General features: G+C 71.7%; 18 protein-coding genes and 1 riboswitch. Of the genes, 8 read left to right on the forward strand and 10 right to left on the reverse strand.

The features are described from left to right. The 5 genes from Amac_RS19210 to Amac_RS19230 form a co-directional block, all read right to left on the reverse strand. Window positions 1–912 (reverse strand): hydroxymethylglutaryl-CoA lyase, encoded by a 912-nt coding sequence (locus tag Amac_RS19210; protein ID WP_155355747.1) that lies wholly within the window; start codon window positions 910–912, stop codon window positions 1–3. A 2-nt stretch (window positions 913–914) separates the two neighbouring features. Continuing rightward, window positions 915–2,003, reverse strand: a complete 1,089-nt coding sequence (locus tag Amac_RS19215) for an acyl-CoA dehydrogenase family protein (protein WP_155355748.1) — start codon at window positions 2,001–2,003, stop codon at window positions 915–917. A gap of 80 nt (window positions 2,004–2,083) precedes the next feature. After that, window positions 2,084–2,725 (reverse strand): TetR/AcrR family transcriptional regulator, encoded by a 642-nt coding sequence (locus Amac_RS19220; protein ID WP_155355749.1) that lies wholly within the window; start codon window positions 2,723–2,725, stop codon window positions 2,084–2,086. A gap of 60 nt (window positions 2,726–2,785) precedes the next feature. Further along, window positions 2,786–3,973, reverse strand: a complete 1,188-nt coding sequence (locus Amac_RS19225; RefSeq protein ID WP_155355750.1) for an acetyl-CoA acetyltransferase — start codon at window positions 3,971–3,973, stop codon at window positions 2,786–2,788. Next, a complete protein-coding gene (locus Amac_RS19230; RefSeq protein ID WP_155355751.1) occupies window positions 3,973–5,361 on the reverse strand; it encodes a zinc ribbon domain-containing protein in 1,389 nt (462 codons plus the stop codon). Before Amac_RS19230 ends, Amac_RS19225 begins: the two co-directional genes overlap by 1 nt. A 119-nt stretch (window positions 5,362–5,480) precedes the next feature. Between Amac_RS19230 and Amac_RS19235 the strand changes: the two genes are divergently transcribed. From Amac_RS19235 to Amac_RS19245, 3 genes are read left to right on the forward strand one after another with little or no spacing between them, the layout of a single operon-like run. Continuing rightward, window positions 5,481–6,677, forward strand: coding sequence for an acyl-CoA dehydrogenase family protein (locus tag Amac_RS19235; RefSeq protein WP_155355752.1), 1,197 nt, complete (start codon window positions 5,481–5,483; stop codon window positions 6,675–6,677). Next, window positions 6,674–7,705 (forward strand): TIGR03617 family F420-dependent LLM class oxidoreductase, encoded by a 1,032-nt coding sequence (locus tag Amac_RS19240; protein ID WP_155355753.1) that lies wholly within the window; start codon window positions 6,674–6,676, stop codon window positions 7,703–7,705. Before Amac_RS19235 ends, Amac_RS19240 begins: the two co-directional genes overlap by 4 nt. Continuing rightward, entirely contained in the window at window positions 7,702–8,169 is a 468-nt protein-coding gene (locus Amac_RS19245) for a nuclear transport factor 2 family protein (protein ID WP_155355754.1), read from the forward strand. The genes Amac_RS19240 and Amac_RS19245 overlap by 4 nt, the downstream gene beginning before the upstream one ends. Window positions 8,170–8,174: 5 nt before the next feature. Here the strand turns inward: Amac_RS19245 and Amac_RS19250 are convergent, their stop codons facing one another. Beyond that, window positions 8,175–8,693, reverse strand: a complete 519-nt coding sequence (locus tag Amac_RS19250) for a flavin reductase family protein (RefSeq protein WP_218041171.1) — start codon at window positions 8,691–8,693, stop codon at window positions 8,175–8,177. 200 nt (window positions 8,694–8,893) lie between these two features. Between Amac_RS19250 and Amac_RS19255 the strand changes: the two genes are divergently transcribed. Further along, window positions 8,894–9,433, forward strand: a complete 540-nt coding sequence (locus Amac_RS19255; protein WP_246268477.1) for a GNAT family N-acetyltransferase — start codon at window positions 8,894–8,896, stop codon at window positions 9,431–9,433. Between the two features lie 111 nt (window positions 9,434–9,544). Here the strand turns inward: Amac_RS19255 and metF are convergent, their stop codons facing one another. Continuing rightward, the gene (metF, locus tag Amac_RS19260) at window positions 9,545–10,459 is read right to left on the reverse strand and encodes a methylenetetrahydrofolate reductase [NAD(P)H] (RefSeq protein ID WP_155355755.1); all 915 of its coding nucleotides are present in this window, start codon (window positions 10,457–10,459) and stop codon (window positions 9,545–9,547) included. Window positions 10,460–10,579: 120 nt separating this feature from the next. On the opposite strand from metF, the gene Amac_RS19265 reads away from it, so the two are divergent. Continuing rightward, the gene (locus Amac_RS19265; RefSeq protein WP_155355756.1) at window positions 10,580–11,647 is read left to right on the forward strand and encodes a polyprenyl synthetase family protein; all 1,068 of its coding nucleotides are present in this window, start codon (window positions 10,580–10,582) and stop codon (window positions 11,645–11,647) included. Window positions 11,648–11,840: 193 nt separating this feature from the next. Here the strand turns inward: Amac_RS19265 and thiE are convergent, their stop codons facing one another. From thiE to Amac_RS19280, 3 genes are read right to left on the reverse strand one after another with little or no spacing between them, the layout of a single operon-like run. Further along, window positions 11,841–12,518, reverse strand: coding sequence for a thiamine phosphate synthase (thiE, locus tag Amac_RS19270; RefSeq protein ID WP_155355757.1), 678 nt, complete (start codon window positions 12,516–12,518; stop codon window positions 11,841–11,843). A 50-nt stretch (window positions 12,519–12,568) separates the two neighbouring features. Further along, window positions 12,569–12,943 carry an Rv2175c family DNA-binding protein gene (locus Amac_RS19275; protein ID WP_155355758.1) on the reverse strand — a complete coding sequence of 125 codons (375 nt, stop codon included), beginning with the start codon at window positions 12,941–12,943 and terminating at the stop codon, window positions 12,569–12,571. Window positions 12,944–12,986: 43 nt separating this feature from the next. Further along, complete coding sequence (locus Amac_RS19280) at window positions 12,987–14,156, reverse strand: NAD(P)/FAD-dependent oxidoreductase (RefSeq protein ID WP_155355759.1); 1,170 nt, start codon at window positions 14,154–14,156, stop codon at window positions 12,987–12,989. A gap of 128 nt (window positions 14,157–14,284) precedes the next feature. Continuing rightward, window positions 14,285–14,399, forward strand: a riboswitch (TPP riboswitch). 36 nt (window positions 14,400–14,435) lie between these two features. Here Amac_RS19280 and thiO point away from each other — a divergent pair. Genes thiO through Amac_RS19295 form a run of 3 tightly spaced genes read left to right on the forward strand, consistent with a single transcriptional unit; the run spans window position 14,436 to window position 16,506 of the window. After that, entirely contained in the window at window positions 14,436–15,527 is a 1,092-nt protein-coding gene (gene thiO, locus Amac_RS19285; protein ID WP_246268478.1) for a glycine oxidase ThiO, read from the forward strand. Next, window positions 15,518–15,718: a sulfur carrier protein ThiS gene (gene thiS, locus Amac_RS19290; RefSeq protein WP_155355761.1), complete on the forward strand. Its 201-nt coding sequence runs from the start codon at window positions 15,518–15,520 to the stop codon at window positions 15,716–15,718. The genes thiO and thiS overlap by 10 nt, the downstream gene beginning before the upstream one ends. After that, window positions 15,715–16,506: a thiazole synthase gene (locus Amac_RS19295; RefSeq protein WP_174900190.1), complete on the forward strand. Its 792-nt coding sequence runs from the start codon at window positions 15,715–15,717 to the stop codon at window positions 16,504–16,506. The genes thiS and Amac_RS19295 overlap by 4 nt, the downstream gene beginning before the upstream one ends. Window positions 16,507–16,546 lie beyond the last annotated feature (40 nt).

Genomic DNA, 16,546 nt, shown 5'->3' on the forward strand with positions numbered 1-16,546 from the left:
TCACACACTCAACCGTGTCCGCGGGCCCGCCTTGAGCAGCCGGGACGGCAGCTCGCGGCCGACGATCTCCTGCGCCAGGGCGGCGACCTCCAGCAGCGCCTCCAGATCCACGCCCGTGTGCACGGACATTTCCTGGAGCAAGTAGACCGCCTCCTCGCTGGCGATGTTGCCGGTGGCCCCCGGCGCGTACGGGCAGCCGCCGAGGCCGCCCACGCTGGCGTCGAACTCGGCCACGCCCAGTTCCAGGCCCGCGACCAGGTTGGCCAGGCCGGTGCCCCGGGTGTCGTGCAGGTGCAGGGCGAGGCGGCTATCGGGGGCCTGGTCGCGGAAGAGGCCGGTCAGCCGCCGGACCCGGGGTGGCGAGCCCATCCCCGTGGTGTCGCCGAAGCACACCGAGTCGGCCCCGTCGGCGACGGCGCGCAGGGCGAACGCGGCGACGCGCTCGGCGGGCACCTCGCCCTCGTACGGGCAGCCGAACGCGGTCGCGACGATCACCTGGCAGGTCGCGCCGCTGCGGTGGGCGAAGTCGATCACCTCGGCGATCCCGTCGAGTGATTGCTCCGGGGTGCGGTTCACATTCCGCAGGTTGTGCGTCTCGGAGGCCGACACGACGACCTCCAGGTCGGTGAAGCCGGCGGCCAGCGCGCGGCGCGCGCCGTTCAGATTGGGCACCAGCGCCGAGTACCCGACACCGGGGGCGGGCGCCACCGCGGCCCACACCTCGGCCGCGTCCGCCATCTGCGGGATGGCCTTGGGGTGCACGAACGCCACCGCCTCGATGCGGGACAGGCCGGTCGTGCCCAGCGCCGCGATCAGCTCGGCCTTGCGCGCGGCGGGCACCGGGGCCTCGTTCTGCAGCCCGTCGCGCGGGCCCACCTCGCGCAGCACGACGCTGGACGGGATGTCGGACATGGCTACACTCCGAGGGCGCGGGCGACGATGTCGCGGTGGTGTGCGGGGGTGCCGAAGAGGGCGAAGCCGGTCAGCGCGCGCCGGAAGTGGTGGGAGAGCTCGTGCTCCCAGGTGAACCCGATCCCGCCGTGCACGTGGATGGCCTCCCTGACCACGTGCAGCACGGCGTCACCGGCGCGCGCCTTCGCCATGGAGGCGGTGAGCTCCCAGCCCGGTTCCCCGGCGGCGGCCTGGTCGAGCGCGCGCTCCACCGCCGACCTGGCGGTGGCCGTCTCCGCGTACATGTCGGCCAGCTTGTGCTTGATCGCCTGGAAGGAGCCGATGGCGCGGCCGAACTGAGTGCGGGTTTTGGCGTAGTCGACGGCCAGCCCCAGGCATCGTTCGCCGATGCCGAGGGCGTCCGCCGCGGTCAGCAGCGCGCCTTCGGTGAACGCCCGCTCGGCCAGCTCACGCGCCCGCGCGCCCTCCGCCAGCACCTGCCCGCGGGTCTGGTCCATGGTCAGGATCGCCAGGCCCCGGCCGTGGTCCAGGGCCCGCATCGGCTCGGCCAGCAGGCCGTCCGCGCCGCGCTCGACCAGGACCAGGGCGGTGCGGGCCAGCACGATGAAGTGGGTCGCCGCCTCGCCGGCCGCGACGAACCGCTTGCGCCCGGAGATCCGGCACTCGCCGTCCCCCGGCTCCACCTCGGTCCCCGGCGCGTCCAGCGCCACCCCGGCGCTGTCCTCGTGCAGGGCCAGGGCCACCACCGCGCGCCCGGCCACGATCTCGGCCAGCAGGCCGCGGCCCGGCTCGGCGCCGGACCTGGCCAGCAGCGGCACGGCCAGCCCGGCCGTGACCAGGAGCGAGGCGGGCAGCCCGACCCGGCCGGCCTCGATCAGGGCGGCCCCCAGGTCGGCGATGGATCCGCCCTGGCCGCCCGCCCGCTCGTCCAGCAGCAGGCCGGGCAGGCCCAGCTCCTCGGCGAGCGCCCGCCACAGCGGCTCGCCCGGCCCGCCGAGGGAGTCCCGGCTGACCGCGACCGGGCTGCGGGCGTCGAGGAACCGGCCAACGGTCGCCCCGAACTCGGCGCGGAGCGCCGCGTCCTCCCTCATGCGGATCCTTTCGTACTGCCGAGCAAGCAATTGCTTCAATCTTGGACCAGGCCGCGGCCCCTGCCGGGGGCGGCCCCGGCTCAAGGAGCCGGGACGTTCACCCCGTTCAGGAGCAGCTCGGTCTCGATGTGGATGATCTCGTCGATGGTGATGGGCCCGTCAGGGTCGAACCAGCGGATGATGGCCTGCACGGCGCCCATCACGGTCCGGTACACCATCCGCGCGCTGAACTCCTTCCGGAAGACGCCCCCGGCCATGCCGGCGTCGATGACGTCCATCCAGATCTGGGCGATCTCGTTCTGGCCGCGGGAGATACTCGGGAAGTCCTGCACGTAGTGCCAGTCGTTCTGCAGGATCAGGACCTGGTAGCGGTTGCGGGCCACGCTCAGCAGCGCCCGCGCCATCAGCTCCCGCAGCGCCTCGGCGGGACCCGCCGCGTCCGCGACCGCGGCGCGGTACTCCCTGATCACCGTGTCCAGGTAGTCCAGGAGCACCTGCTCGACGATCGCCTCCTTGGAGTCGAAGTAGTAGTAGAGGCTGCCGGAGAGCATGCCCGCCTCGTCCGCCACGTCGCGCACCGTCGCGCTGGAGAAGCCCTTCTCGGCGAAGACCTTGGCCGCGGCGAGCAGGACGCTCTCCTTGCGCGCCTGCCCGATGGGCGACCCGGTCGACTTGCGCCGGTTCCCGGTAGCGCTCTTGGTGGTCTTTCCTGGAGGGGTCATCGAGTGTCCTACCTCAACTGAACAACGGTCAGGGAAATCGGGCGTGTTCGCCCCGGTGGCTCAGGGCGCTCGATCCGACACGATCGAGACGGCGCTCACGAGCGCGCCGGGACTGCCTCCTTGATTCTGCACCAGGCCGAACCCGGGATTGGCTACTTGACGTTCCCCGGCCTCGCCCCGGAACTGCAGCCACATCTCGAACAGCATGCGCAGCCCGCTCGCGCCGACGGGATGACCGAAACTCTTCAGGCCCCCGTCGGGATTGACCGGCAGCGCGCCGCCCAGGTCGTAGCGCCCGGCCAGCACATCCTCCCAGGCCCGGCCGCGAGCCGAGAAACCGAGTTCCTCCATCAGCACCAGCTCGGTCGGCGTGAAGCAGTCGTGCACCTCGGCCAGCGAGATCTGGGTGGCCGGGTCGGTGATCCCGGCCTGCTCGTACGCCACCCGGCTGGAGTTGACCACCTCGGGCAGGTCGGAGTAGTCGTACCGGTCGTCGTTGCGCCCGGTCGCGGCACCGGCGCTGAGCGCGAGCGCGTGCACGTACAGCGGGCGGTCGGTGTACTTGCGGGCGTCCTCGGCCCGGACGATGACCGCCGCCGCGGCGCCGTCGGCGACCCCGGAGCTGTCGAAGACGCTCAGCCGCCCGGCGATGGCCGGGGCGCGGGCGATGACCTGTTTCGGCACGCTCTTGCGGAACTGCGCGCGCGGGTTCAGCGCGCCGTTGGCGTGGTTCCGCCAGGCGATGTGGGTCATCGCCTCCTTGACCTGCTCCTCGGAGATCCCGTACCGGCGCGCGTAGGACGGCACGATCATCGAGTACATGGCGGGCGCGCTGAGGTTGGCGGGCGTGCCGTCGCCGGGCACGCTGGGCATCTCCAGGCCGGAGAAGCCGAAGTCCTTCAGCTTCTCGCCGCCCACAGCCATGACCGTGTCGTACGCCCCTGAGGACACGGCGTAACACGCGTTCCTGAACGCCTCGGAGCCGGTGGCGCACATGTTCTCCACCCGGGTGACCGGGCGGTCGGCGATGTTCATCGGCCGGGTCAGGGTGAGGCCGGAGACGCCGGAGGTCATCGTGCCGAGCCAGAAGGCGTCCACGTCGCCGAGCTCCAGTCCTGGCACGCTCCCCACGGCGCCGAGGGTCGCCTCGACCAGGAGGTCGTCGACGTCTTTGTCCCAGAGCTCGCCGAATCGGGTGCAGCTCATGCCGACGACGGCCACCGGGTTCTTCAGGGCGTGGGCGGGCATCAGGACTCCTCCTCGTGGGGGCGAACCTTCCAGATGTAGTTGCGGATCTCGTTGGCGGCCACGCCGGCCAGCCGGAAGACGGGTTCCACCCGGTCCCCGATGGCCACCTCGCGCCCGGGGGCGTCGGTCATCTCGAACTCGAACCGGCCGCCGCCGTCGAAGTCCACGGCCACCGCCTTGGCCGGGAGCTGCACCGACTCGGAGAGCCAGTCGTCGGTGAAGGTCGCCACGGTGCCGAGCAGGTCGCGCAGGGACACCGGCTCACCCCGGTCGGCGGCCCCGCAGCCGAGGCAGACCCGGCGCGGCGGCAGGTTCCTGGTGCCGCAGGCGGCGCACTGGGCCGCGGTGAAGGAGAACTTCCAGCGCATGTTCCGCCAGGAGGCGGGCGGGGCGGGGGCCTTGGCCTCCGGACGCCGCGGCGGCTCCCGGTCGAGCAGGCCCCGCCAGGTGAGGTACTCGGCGTAGCGGAGCGGGAGCACCGCGCGGGGCTCCGGCGGGACGGCCGCCCGGTAGGCGGCCAGCTTCGGCGTGGCGCGGAACACGAACGCGTCGGCCCCGTCGGCGGCCAGCACGGCCAGGATGGTCTGCCCCGGCTCGGCCTGGTCCAGCGCGGCGCAGAGCCGGACGCCGAAGTCCGCCGCGCCCGCGTAGCCGGCGTCGGCGGTGAGCCCGGCCGCGAGCCGGGCCGGCTCGAAGCGGCGGCGCGCCTCCCGCACGGCCCGCGCGTGCGGACCGCTGATCACGACGTGGTCGATCTCGTCAGGTTCCAGCCCCGCCTCCTTGGCCGCCGCCGCGGTCACCGCCTCGACGGCCTCCAGGTAGTCCTCGACGCCGAAACGTTCCTCCCAGGTCCTGGTGCGGATCGCGCCGGGAACCCGCCAGCGGTCCAGCAGCTCCATGGTGCGGGACGCGCCGCCCAGCAGCTCGGCGATGGGATCGTCCCCCATGGTGAAGGCGGCGGCCGCGTCGCCGCCGAGCAGCTCGTCCTCCGAGCCGGGCAGCCCGTATCTCAGGTCGGCCAGCGCGACGACGGCTCCATCGCCGCGCAGGCCCGCCCGGAGGGCGCCCGCGCCGGACCTGATGGCGCCGCCCGCGTCGAAGGCCGCCAGCTCCTCGGGCAGGCCGAGCGCCATGGCGATCGCGGCGGCGTTGCCGCGCTCCAGGTAGGCGGGGCGGGTGCTGGCGAACCACAGCTCGGCGGCCGGGAATCCGGGCGCGCGCCGCAGGGCGCGCCGGGCCGCCTCCACCGCGAGCGTGGTGCTGTCCTCGTCGTGCCCGGCCACCGCGCGCGCACCGCTCAGCCCCGGCAGCCCGAGGGAGGCGCCGATCTCCCCCCGGTCCAGCCGGTACGCCGGGACGTACACACCGTAAGAGGTGATTCCGCTCATCAAGGCTCCTCTTGGTCCTGGTACGCGTCCCGTGAGCGTGTAAATCAAGCGATTGCTTTGCTAGCATAGCCAGACCCGGACGGCGAGAGCAAACAGCCGCCCGACCGACCTGGAGGACCATGAACCGGCTATCGGAGGAGGAGTTCCACCGCGAGGCGGCCGAATTCCTCGACTCCTACACCTCCCGCCGCTCCGGCGGGACCGGCCGCCCGGTCTGGGGCCAGGGCGACGACCGGGTCTCGGTGGTCGCCGAGCGGGCCGAGGGCGAGCAGGAGGAGATCGCCCGCCTCAAGGACTACCGCGCCGCCCTCGACCGGGCCGGGCTGGCCTGGATCAACGGCCCGGCCGCCTACGGCGGGCGCGAGCTGCCCACCCCGTACGCGACCGCGTTCCGCGAGCTGGAATCGCAGTACGACCTCCCCGACGACGGCTACACCCGGTTCAGCGTCTCGACGTTCTGCCCCGCGCTCCTCACCCACGGCTCGGACTTCCTCAAGACCACCTACCTGCGCCGCCTCAGAACCGCCGGCCTCCTCGCCTGCCAGCTCTTCTCCGAACCCGGCGCGGGCTCCGACCTGGCCGGTCTGACCACCCGGGCGGAGCGGCGCGGCGACGGGTGGGTCCTCAACGGGCAGAAGGTGTGGAGCTCCGGCGCCCACTACAGCGACCTGGGACTGTGCATCGCCCGGACCAACCGCGACGCGCCCAAACACGCCGGGCTGTCCACCTTCCTGGTCGACATGCGGGCGCCCGGCGTCGAGATCCGCCCGATCCGGCAGCTGACCGGTGGCGCCTCGTTCGACGAGGTGTTCCTCACCGACGTGTACGTGCCCGACGACCACCGCCTCGGCGAGGTGGACCAGGGCTGGCGGGTCGTGGTGGACGTGCTGCTCAACGAGCGCGGCGCGATCGGCCTGGAGAGCGGGCTCGACGAGGAACTGCTGGCCCGCCTGGTGGACCTGGCCAGGCACACCGGCGCGGCCAGGGACGCGCGGATCCGCGACGCCCTGGCCGACCTGCACATCAGGAGCTGGGCGGCGCGCGAGACCACGGCCCGGATGCTCAGCGGCGGGGTCCCCGGCCCCGAACTGGCCGTCACCAAGCTGATCCTCACCGACCTGCTGCGCCGGGCCGGGGACATCGCCGCGGACGCGCTCGGCGCCGCCCTGGTCGCCGACACCGGCGAGTGGGGCACCTACGCCTGGTCGGAGCTGATCCTCGGGCTGCCCGGCCTGCGGGTCGGCGGCGGCACCGACGAAATCATGCGCAACGCCGTGGGCGAGCGCGTGCTGGGACTACCGAAGGACGCCCGATGAAGATCGACCTTGGTTTGATCGGTTCCTCCGCCGCCGTCTGCGGCCCGGCCGCGGCGTGGGCCGAGCGGGCCGGTTTCGACGGCGTGTGGGCGAGCGAGAGCGTGACCGACGCCTTCCTGCAGTCGCAGGCGGCCCTCATGGCCACCAGCGGGACGACGGTCGGCACGGCCATCGCGGTGGCCTTCGCGCGCAACCCGATGTCCACCGCGTACCTGGGGTGGGATCTGGCCGCGCTGTCCGGCGGGCGCTTCGTGATGGGCTTGGGCACCCAGGTGCGGGCGCACGTCGAGCGGCGCTTCTCGATGCCGTGGGGCAGCCCGGTGGCGCGCATGCGCGACTTCCTCACCGCGCTGGACGCGATCTGGAGCGCGTGGCGCACCGGGACGAAGCTGAACTACGAGGGGCCCTACTACCGGCACACGCTGATGTCGCCGGTGTTCACGCCGGACCGGCACGAGCTGCCCATCCCCGTGATGATCGCCGCCGTCGGGGATCGGATGACCGAGCTGGGCGGGGAGCTGTGCGACGGCCTGATCCTGCACGGCGTGACCACCGCGGCCTACCTGGACGAGGTCACCCTGCCCGCGCTGGAGCGCGGCCTGGCCGCGGCCTCGCGCGATCGGTCGCGGGTGTCGCTCTACTGCCCCATCTTCATGGTGATGGGGGACACCGAGGAGCAGTTCGAGGCGATGAAGCGCAAGACCAGGGAGCAGATCGCGTTCTACGCCTCCACCCCCGCCTACCGGCGCGTGCTGGCCAGCGTGGGATACGAGGAGCTGCAGCCCGAGCTGCGCGAGCTGTCCCGGGCGGGCGAGTGGACCAGGATGGGCGACCTGATCGACGACACGCTGCTGGGGCACATCGCGGTGCTGGGACGGCCCGAGGAGATGCCGAAGCTCTGCGCCGAGCGGTTCGGCGGGCGGCTGGACCGGATCTCGTCCTACTACCCGTGGCCGGTCGAGGACGACCGGCTGAGCGACATCCTCCGCGGCTTCGCGGACGAGGGAAAGCGAGAGGTGGCCCGATGAACGATTGGCGGGAGGCGGCCGACAGGCAGGCCGTCACCGAGGTGCTGCTGGCCTACTGCGACCTGGTGGACCGGGCCGAGGTGGACGAGCTGGCCAGCATCTTCACCGAGGGCGCCTCCTTCGACTACGGCAACGGCGCGGTGTTCACCGGCAGGGAGTCGCTGCGCGCCCTCTTCGCCGACCGGCTGGGGCGCTATCGCGCCACCAACCACCACCTGTCCAACATCCGGGTGGAGCTGTCCGGCGACGCCGCGTCGGCCGTCAGCTACGTGTACGCCTGGCACGAGAGCGCGGCCAACGGCGAGCAGCTGCACATCTGGGGGCGGTACGTCGACACGCTGGCCCGCTCGGGAGCGGGCTGGCTGCTGGACACCCGCCAGGTGCGGGTGGCCGGGGCCGCGACCCACCCGGCCTCCCCGCTGCCGGAGCGGTTCGAGCGGTATCCGCGCCGCGACCTCGGCTGAGCTGGTCAGCGCGGGCTGAGGCGTGGGGTGATCGGGGTGATCTCGTGGTAGCGGCCGTCCGCGTAGACCAGCGGGGCGTTGTCGCCCGCCCCGTCCACCTGGGCCTCCACGACCAGCCCGATGACGATCGTGTGATCGCCCGCCTGGAAGCGCTCGGCCAGGCGGCACCTCGCCCAGGTTCCCACCCCGCGTAACAACGGCTCGCCGGACGGGAGCGGGGTCCACGACTCCGGGTCGCTGAAGCGCTCGTCCGCGCTGCGCGCGAACCGGTTGGCCAGGTGTGACTGCCCGGCCTCCAGCCAGTGCACGAGCGCGGTGTCGGCCTGGGAAAGCGCTTCCAGGCTGGAGGAGGTGTGGGCGATCGCGAACGACAGCAGCGGCGGGACGAGCGACACCGAGACGACCGAGGTCGCGGTGAAGCCCACCGGACCGCCCGGCGACTCGAACGTCACCACGGTGACCCCCGCCGGGTGGTGGCGGAACACCGAACGGAACAACTCACCAGACACATGCTCATGCGTCACAGCAACCATCCCGAGCACTTCCAAATCGGTGATCGATTTCATTGCACCAGCAGATCGAGGCGTCCTGGTTAGGGCGGAAACACCGTCCCTACGGACATCTCGACCTTAGAAGGCAGCGCCGCGCGATGTCAAGCAATTGCTTGCTTTACTAGGACCAGCCGGATCGGCCATAGCGCGCGGCACTGCTAGGGTGGCTAGCTGTGATCGAATTGCGGCGAAATGGAGCGGATGCGTTCGTCGCGGCGCTGGATGCCGTGATCGACATCTACACGGCGGCGATGCGGCCGCCGCCTGATCAGCTCTCCGGGCGCATGGCCATCATGCGCAATCACGCGACTTATCCGGATTTCGTGTGCGTGTTCGCGGCGGCGCCGGAGATCGTAGGGTTCGCCTACGGATTCCGGGGGGCGCAGGGGCAGTGGTGGCACGACGTGGTGCGGCGGGCGCTGTTCGAGCGGGCGGGGCCGGTGATCGCGGACGACTGGTTCGGGAACGCGCTGGAGCTGGCCGAGATCCACGTCCGGCCGGACTTCCAGGGCAAGGGCATCGGGCGCGCGATGATCAAGGCCATCTGCGCGGACCGGACCGAGCGGACCGCCGTGCTGTCCACCCATGACGCGCCCACGGCGGCCCGGCATCTCTACCGGAGCGTCGGCTTCCTCGACCTGATGACCGAGTTCGTCTTCCCCGGCGGGTACGAGACGTACGCGATCGCCGGGACGCGACTCCCCCTCCCCTAGACCCTCGCCTCGTGCGGTGTCCAGCAACGCTCACCGGCTCGGAGCGTCGCGATCGCCGAGGTCGGTGAGGCACTGCGACCGAAGGTTTGTGGACACCGCGCTAGAGGATGCCTACACGATCGCGGGCACCAGCGCTTGGAAGACCTCGCGGGTCGCGCTGGAGCGGTTGAAGGTGATGAAGTGAATGCCGGGAGCGCCCTCGTCCAGCAGGGTCTGGCAGAGTTCCGCGGCGTGTTCGATGCCCAGACGGCGCACCGACTCCGGATCGTGGGCGACGGCCTCGAACCGCGCGGCCACCTCGGGCGGGAAGGGCGCGCCTGACAACTGTTCCGAGCGGGCGATCGTGCTCATCTGGGTCACCGGCATGATGCCGGGAATGATCGGCGTATAGCAGCCCTTGGCCGCCACCCGGTCCCGCAGCCGGAGGTAGTCGTCGGCTTTGAAGAACATCTGGGTGATGGCGTAATCAGCGCCTGCACGGCATTTACGGACGAACTGCTCGGTGTCCGACTCGATCGTCGCCGACCGCGGGTGTTTGTACGGGAAAGCCGCCACACCAACGCAGAATTCCCCCGACTGCCGGATCAGCCGGACAAGATCCTCCGCATACTCCACGCCTTCCGGATGCCGTACCCAGGTCCCCATCGGATCCCCCGGCGGGTCTCCCCGCACGGCCAGGATGTTCCGCACTCCGGCGTCCGCGAATCGCCCCACCAAATGCCGCAATTCCCGAATGGAATGATTGACGGCGGTGAAATGCGCCACAGGCGTGAGCGTCGTGCTGTGCGCGAGCCGCTCGACGATGGACACCGTGTGATCCCGGTTCCCGCCGCCCGCGCCGTACGTCACCGAGACGAAGGTCGGGCGCAGGGCCTCAAGCTCCCGGATCGCCCGCCACAGCTGCCGCTCCCCCTCGTCGGTCTTCGGCGGGAAGAACTCGAACGAGAACGACCGCTCGCCGGCGGCGAGCAGGTCCTTGACCGTCGGAACACGGTCAGGCAATCGCGACGGAAGACCTAGAGACATACCCCACAGGTTACAGGCCTGTCCCGGGAAACAGAGATCCACAATGTCTCATTCATGATCTTAAGTCCCATCCGCCCCGGGGGAAGGGGATAAGGATCAATGGAAGATACCCTCTCATACATGACAAAAGTCACGGGTCCGCTGGAGCTCATCCGCCCGGATGTGGACCGCGCGCTGCAGCGGTTCCTCGACCGGCAGCGCCCCGCGTTCGACGATCCCGACCTGATCGCGGTGATGTCGGCGGCGGAGGACTTCCTGGCGGGCGGCAAACGGCTGCGCCCGGCCTTCTGCTACTGGGGCTGGCGGGCGGCAGGCGGCGGCGCGGACCCGGGGGTGTTCACAGCGGCGGCCTCCCTGGAGCTGCTCCAGGCCAGCGCGCTCGTGCACGACGACGTCATGGACTCCAGCGACCTGCGCCGCGGCATGCCGTCGGCCCACCGCCGGTTCGAGAAGCTGCACCTGGACGCGGAGTGGAGCGGCTCGGCCCTCCAGTTCGGCGAGGGCGCCGCCATCCTGCTCGGGAACCTGATGCTGATCTGGTCCGGCGAGATGTGGCGCACCAGCGGCGTGCCGGTCGCCTCCCTGGCCGCCGCCCAGCCGGTCTTCGACCACATGCTCACCGAGCTGATGAGCGGGCAGTACCTGGACCTGCTCGAACAGGCGCACGGCGAGAACACCTTCGACAGCGCGCTGCGGGTGGCCCTCTACAAGAGCGGCAAATACTCCGTCGAGCAGCCCCTCCGCCTCGGCATGGTGCTGGCCGCCCGCTCGCGCGAGCCGTGGATCGACCGGTTCTGCGCCGAGTACGGCCAGAAGGTGGGCATCGCCTTCCAGCTCCGCGACGACGTGCTGGGCGTGTTCGGCGACCCGGTCGAGACCGGCAAACCCGCCGGGGACGACCTGCGCGAGGGCAAGCGCACCATGCTGATCGCGCGCACGCTCGCCGCCGCGTCCAAGGCGCAGGCGCACGACGTGCGGAACCTGCTCGGCGACCCGAAGCTGGACGCCGAGGGGGTGGCCCGGCTGCGCGAGGTGATCGAGGACACCGGGGCGCTGGCCTACTGCGAGGACATGATCGGTCGCTACCTCCGCGACGCGCTGGACTCCCTCCAGACGGCCGGCATCACCGCCGACGCCCGCGAGGCCCTGGCCGCGCTCGCCGTGGCGGCCACCGCGCGCCGGACCTGAACCCGGCTAACGCGCGCTACCTCGGGCCACCCGGCTATCCCGGCCCCCTAGGCCAATCGCGGCCACCCCGCTAGGAATGCCCAACAGAATGCCGCCGCCGCTCTTGGCGCCGGTGCGGCGAGAACCGTCACCTGCGTGAACGGCGCCGGATAACGGCGAGTAACGCGGCGACCTGCTCATCCTGTTAGGCGCTCTAAGCCCGGCTGAGACGGCGCTTGAACTCGGCGGCGGCGGCCTTCGGGTCGTCGGCCTCGGTGATGGCCCGGACCACGACGACCCGGCGTACGCCGTACGACAGGACCTCGTCGAGGTTGGTGAGGTTGATGCCGCCGATGCCGAACCACGGGCGGGGCAGGCCTGCGGCGTGGCGGAGCAGAGCGGGTCCGGCGGCCGGGCGGCCCTGTTTGGTGGGGGTGGGCCAGATCGGGCCGCAGCAGAAGTAGTCGACCCCGGGCTCGACGGCGGCGGCCGACGCCTCGGCCTCGGCGTGGGTGGACCTGCCGATGAGCACGCCGGGGCCCAGGATCGCCCGGGCGGCCGGGACCGGCAGGTCGTCCTGGCCCAGGTGCAGCACGTCGGGCGCGAACCCGGCCAGCCCCGCCGCGTACGCGACGTCGGCCCGGTCGTTGACCGCCAGCAGCGCGCCGTGCCGGTCGCAGGCCGCGCGGAACCGTTCGAGCAGCGCGAGCTCCTCCCGCGCCTCCAGCCCCTTCTCGCGCAGCTGGAGGATGTCCACCCCGCCCGCGAGCGCGGCGTCCAGGAACTCGTCCAGGTCGCCGCGGTCGCGTCTGCCGTCGGTGCACAGGTACAGGAGGGCGCGCGAAAGACGCCGCCGGGCGCTGTGGAAGTCTTCGTTGGAGTCTTCGGTCACCCGACCACGATGTCATGCGCTGAGAAGCCCGGGCGTCAGGAGCCCGGGCGTTAGAAGCCCAGCGCCTGGGCCCGCCTCTTGACCTCCGTGTGGCGGCCCGCCACGATCGCGTCGATGGGCGCGCCGGGGAGCGAGTCATCGCTGGTGAACAGCCAGCGAATGGACTCGACCTCGCCGTATCCGGCGTCCGCCAGCACGGTCAGGGTGCCGGGCAGGCCCTTGATGACATCGTCTCCGGCCAGGAAAACCGCCGGGATCTGCGGCTCGCCTCCGCCTCTGCGGACTCCGACGAGCTTCTTGTCCTTGATGAGCTGCTTGGCCCGGCCGATGCTCAGGCCCAGCTTCTCCGCGACCGTTGAGAGCGGAAGCCAGTCCCCCACCAGTTGGTCGGTCTCTCGGTCGATCTGCGCAACAGTAAGCGTCACGCCACCACCATTACCACATGGCGCGCGCCATGAAACACTTCGATTACGCCACAGTGCAATCACGCAGGGTCACGCCGGGGTCGGCGAGCCGTACCACGTCGACCCTCTGGCGGCTTTCGACGAGCCGGCGGCCCTGGAGCAAATCGCGCGGGCGGTCGACGGTCAGGATGGCCGTGAGGCGGTGGTCGTCGGTCAGCCAGCAGACCGACCAGCCGGCGTCGCGCTCCGGGTCGCCGCGCAGGATCATGCGGGCTCCGGCGTGGTGGCCCGCGTACTGGACCATGTGGTTGAACTGCTCGGACCAGAAGTAGGGGACCGGGTCGAAGACGGCGGACTCCCCCATCAGGGTGGCGGCGGCCACGTCGGGGCCGTTGAGGGCGTTGTCCCAGTGCTCGATCCGCATCCGGCGGCCGAAGCGGCGCGACCACCAGTTGGCGCAGTCGCCGACGGCGACCACGTTGGGGGCGAACGTGCGCAGGTGCTCGTCCACCAGGACGCCGTTGTCGAGCTCCACGTCGGAGCCCTCCAGCCAGGCCACGGCGGGCCGCACCCCCACGCCGGTGACGACGACGTCGGCTTCGATCCGGTCGCCGGTGAGCAGGGTCAGGCCGTCCGGGTCGACCGTGCCGACCTTGGTGCCGAGGAGGAGCTCGACGCCCGCCTCCGCGTACCACGGGATGGTGTAGGCGCCCACCGGGAGGGCGCCGGCCAGCGGCGCGTCGTCGGCTTCGACCACGGTCACCTGGCAGCCCGCGCGGGCGGCGGCGGTGGCCACCTCGGCGCCGATCCAGCCCGCGCCGATGATCGCCACCCGGGTCTCGGGGAGCAGCTTGGCGCGCAGCGCCAGGGCGTCGTCGATGGTCCGCAGGACGTGCTGGTGGCCCTCCCCGCGGAGCAGGATCGGGGCGGCCCCGGTGGCGACCACCAGGCCGTCGAACTGGAGCTCGCCGTCGGTCGTCTCCACGACGCCGTCGCGCAGGCCCTTGGCGGCCGTGCCGAGCCGCAGCGTCACATCCAGCGCGTCCAGGTCGGAGTCGACCACCGAGGAGTCGGCGGCGCCGAGCAGCACGGCCTTGGAGAGCGGCGGGCGGTCGTAGGGGCGATGGGCCTCCTCCCCGACGAGCGTGATGCGGCCGGCGAACCCGTGGGCTCGCAGGGCTTCGATACTCCGAATACCGGCCAGGCCGGCTCCCACCACCACGACGTGATCCACGCCCTGACCATAGATTGCCTACGGGGGCACTCGCCAATGGAGATTGGGTAACAAATTGGGTAAGTACCGCGCACAGTATGTAAATGGCGTGTTGTGCGTTGCGGGTGCGGACCCGAGTAGGCTGATGCGGTAAGACGCGCGGGAGTCCGGCTGACCGGGCTGAGAGGAGAACTCTCCAGGTTCTCGACCGCTATGACACCTGATCCGGATAATGCCGGCGAAGGGAGCGCGGTGCCTGAATCCGCAGTTTCGGAAAGTGGCAAGAATACCGATTTCGACGTGGCCGTCGTCGGGGCCGGTGTGGTCGGCCTCGCCATCGCCTGGCGGGCCGCCCTGCGAGGACTGCGGGTGGCGGTCGTGGATCCGGATCCCGGGCGTGGCGCGACCTACGCCTCGGCGGGCATGCTGGCGCCGGTCAGCGAGGTCACCTTCACCGAGGAGCCGCTGTTACGGCTCGGTCTGGAGTCGCTGGCCCGGTGGCCGTCGTTCCGTACCGAACTGGAGGAGGCGAGCGGCCGGACCGTCGACTACCGCACGGACGGCACGCTGGAGATCGCCTACGACTCCGACGACCTGGCCCAGCTGGACGACCTGGCCGGCTTCGAGGAGACGCTGGGCCTGCGGGTCGAGCGCCTGACCGGCCGCGAATGCCGTAAGCGCGAACCCATGCTGGCGCCGTCGGTGCGCGGCGGCCTGCTGGCCCGCGACGACGCCTGGGTGGACCCGCGCCTGCTCGCCCCCGCCCTGTGCGCGGCGCTGGCCCGGGCGCGCGCCACGTTCGTCCCGGAACCGGCGGTGAAAGTCCAGTCCGGTCTGGTACGGCTGGCGGAGGGCGCCGTCCGGGCCGAGCAGATCGTGGTCGCCTCGGGTGCCCGGTCCGCGGCGTTGCTGCCCGGCCTCCCGGTCCGCCCCATCAAGGGCCAGATCCTGCGCCTGCACGGCCCTCGCGGCTTCCTGTCCGGATGCGTGCGGGGCTGGGTGCACGGCGTGCCGGTCTACCTGGTGCCGCGCGAGAACGGCGAGATCACGCTCGGCGCGACCATGGAGGAGCAGGGCTTCGACCCGAGAGTCACCGCGGGCGGGGTCTACCAGCTGCTCAGGGACGCCCGCGACCTGGTGCCCGGCATCGCCGAGCTGGAGCTCGCCGAGACCAGGACGGGCTTCCGGCCCGGCACCCCCGACAACCTGCCGCTGATCGGCGCCACCGGCCTGCCCGGCGTGTACGTGGCGACGGGGCACCACCGGGCGGGCGTGCTGCTCTCGCCCATCACGGCCGACGCGGTCGCCGCCCTGCTCACCGGCGCTCCGCCGCCCCTGAGCCTGGCCGCCTGCGACCCGGCCCGATTCGATCGAGGAAACAGATGCGAGTGACGATCAACGGCAGCGGTCACGAGCTGCCCGAAGGGGCTTCGGTGGCGCATGCCGTACTGGCGCTGACGGGGCGGACGCGGGGTGTGGCGGTGGCCGTCAACGACGAGGTGGTGCGGCGGGGGGCCTGGGACTCCACGGCGCTCGCCGACGGGGACCGGATCGAAGTGCTGACGGCGGTGCAGGGAGGATGACGGGCGTGGATGACGATGTGCTGGTGCTGGGCGGCGAGAAGTTCGGGTCCCGGCTGATCATGGGCACCGGGGGCGCGCCGTCGCTGGAGGTGCTGGACCGGGCGCTGGTGGCGTCCGGGACCGAGCTGACCACGGTGGCCATGCGGCGGCTCGACCCGGCCGCCCAGGGGTCGGTGCTGGACGTGCTGCGGGCCAGGGACATCCGGGTGCTGCCGAACACGGCCGGGTGTTTCACGGCCGGGGAGGCGGTGCTGACCGCCCGGCTGGCCCGGGAGGCGCTCGGGACCGACTGGGTCAAGCTCGAGGTCATCGCCGACGAGCGGACCCTGCTGCCGGACCCCATCGAGACCTTCGACGCCGCGGAACGGCTGGTCGCGGACGGGTTCACGGTGCTGCCGTACATCGGGGACGACCCGATCCTGGCGCGGCGGCTCGAGCAGGCCGGGTGCGCGGCGGTGATGCCGCTGGGCGCGCCGATCGGGTCCGGGCTCGGCGTGCGCAACCCGCACAACATCGAGCTGATCGTGGAGTCGGCCCAGGTGCCGGTGATCCTGGACGCCGGGATCGGCACCGCAAGCGACGCCGCGCTGGCGATGGAACTCGGCTGCGACGCCGTGCTGCTGGCCACCGCCGTGACCCGGGCCAGGCGCCCTGAGCTGATGGCCGCCGCCATGCGCGACGCGGTCAGCGCAGGCCGGCGCGCGCGCCTGGCGGGCCGCATCCCCCGCCGCCACTACGCTGAAGCGTCGTCACCCGCGCGTGACCGGAGCGATCCAAAAAGCCAGTAAAGCTTTTTATGGGTCTCGGTTTGGGATTCCCACGCTCTGG

This window comes from Acrocarpospora macrocephala, assembly GCF_009687865.1.
In the GTDB taxonomy this organism is placed as follows: Bacteria; Actinomycetota; Actinomycetes; order Streptosporangiales; family Streptosporangiaceae; genus Acrocarpospora; species Acrocarpospora macrocephala.

Coding starts and splice junctions, on each gene's coding strand:
- Amac_RS19240 (WP_155355753.1), top strand. CDS start 6,674: ATGAAGATCGACCTTGGTTTGATCGGTTCCTCCGCCGCCGTCTGCGGC.
- Amac_RS19265 (WP_155355756.1), top strand. CDS start 10,580: ATGACAAAAGTCACGGGTCCGCTGGAGCTCATCCGCCCGGATGTGGAC.
- metF (WP_155355755.1), bottom strand. CDS start 10,459: ATGTCTCTAGGTCTTCCGTCGCGATTGCCTGACCGTGTTCCGACGGTC.
- Amac_RS19210 (WP_155355747.1), bottom strand. CDS start 912: ATGTCCGACATCCCGTCCAGCGTCGTGCTGCGCGAGGTGGGCCCGCGC.
- Amac_RS19225 (WP_155355750.1), bottom strand. CDS start 3,973: ATGCCCGCCCACGCCCTGAAGAACCCGGTGGCCGTCGTCGGCATGAGC.
- thiS (WP_155355761.1), top strand. CDS start 15,518: ATGCGAGTGACGATCAACGGCAGCGGTCACGAGCTGCCCGAAGGGGCT.
- Amac_RS19230 (WP_155355751.1), bottom strand. CDS start 5,361: ATGAGCGGAATCACCTCTTACGGTGTGTACGTCCCGGCGTACCGGCTG.
- Amac_RS19235 (WP_155355752.1), top strand. CDS start 5,481: ATGAACCGGCTATCGGAGGAGGAGTTCCACCGCGAGGCGGCCGAATTC.
- Amac_RS19215 (WP_155355748.1), bottom strand. CDS start 2,003: ATGAGGGAGGACGCGGCGCTCCGCGCCGAGTTCGGGGCGACCGTTGGC.
- Amac_RS19295 (WP_174900190.1), top strand. CDS start 15,715: ATGACGGGCGTGGATGACGATGTGCTGGTGCTGGGCGGCGAGAAGTTC.
- Amac_RS19245 (WP_155355754.1), top strand. CDS start 7,702: ATGAACGATTGGCGGGAGGCGGCCGACAGGCAGGCCGTCACCGAGGTG.
- Amac_RS19220 (WP_155355749.1), bottom strand. CDS start 2,725: ATGACCCCTCCAGGAAAGACCACCAAGAGCGCTACCGGGAACCGGCGC.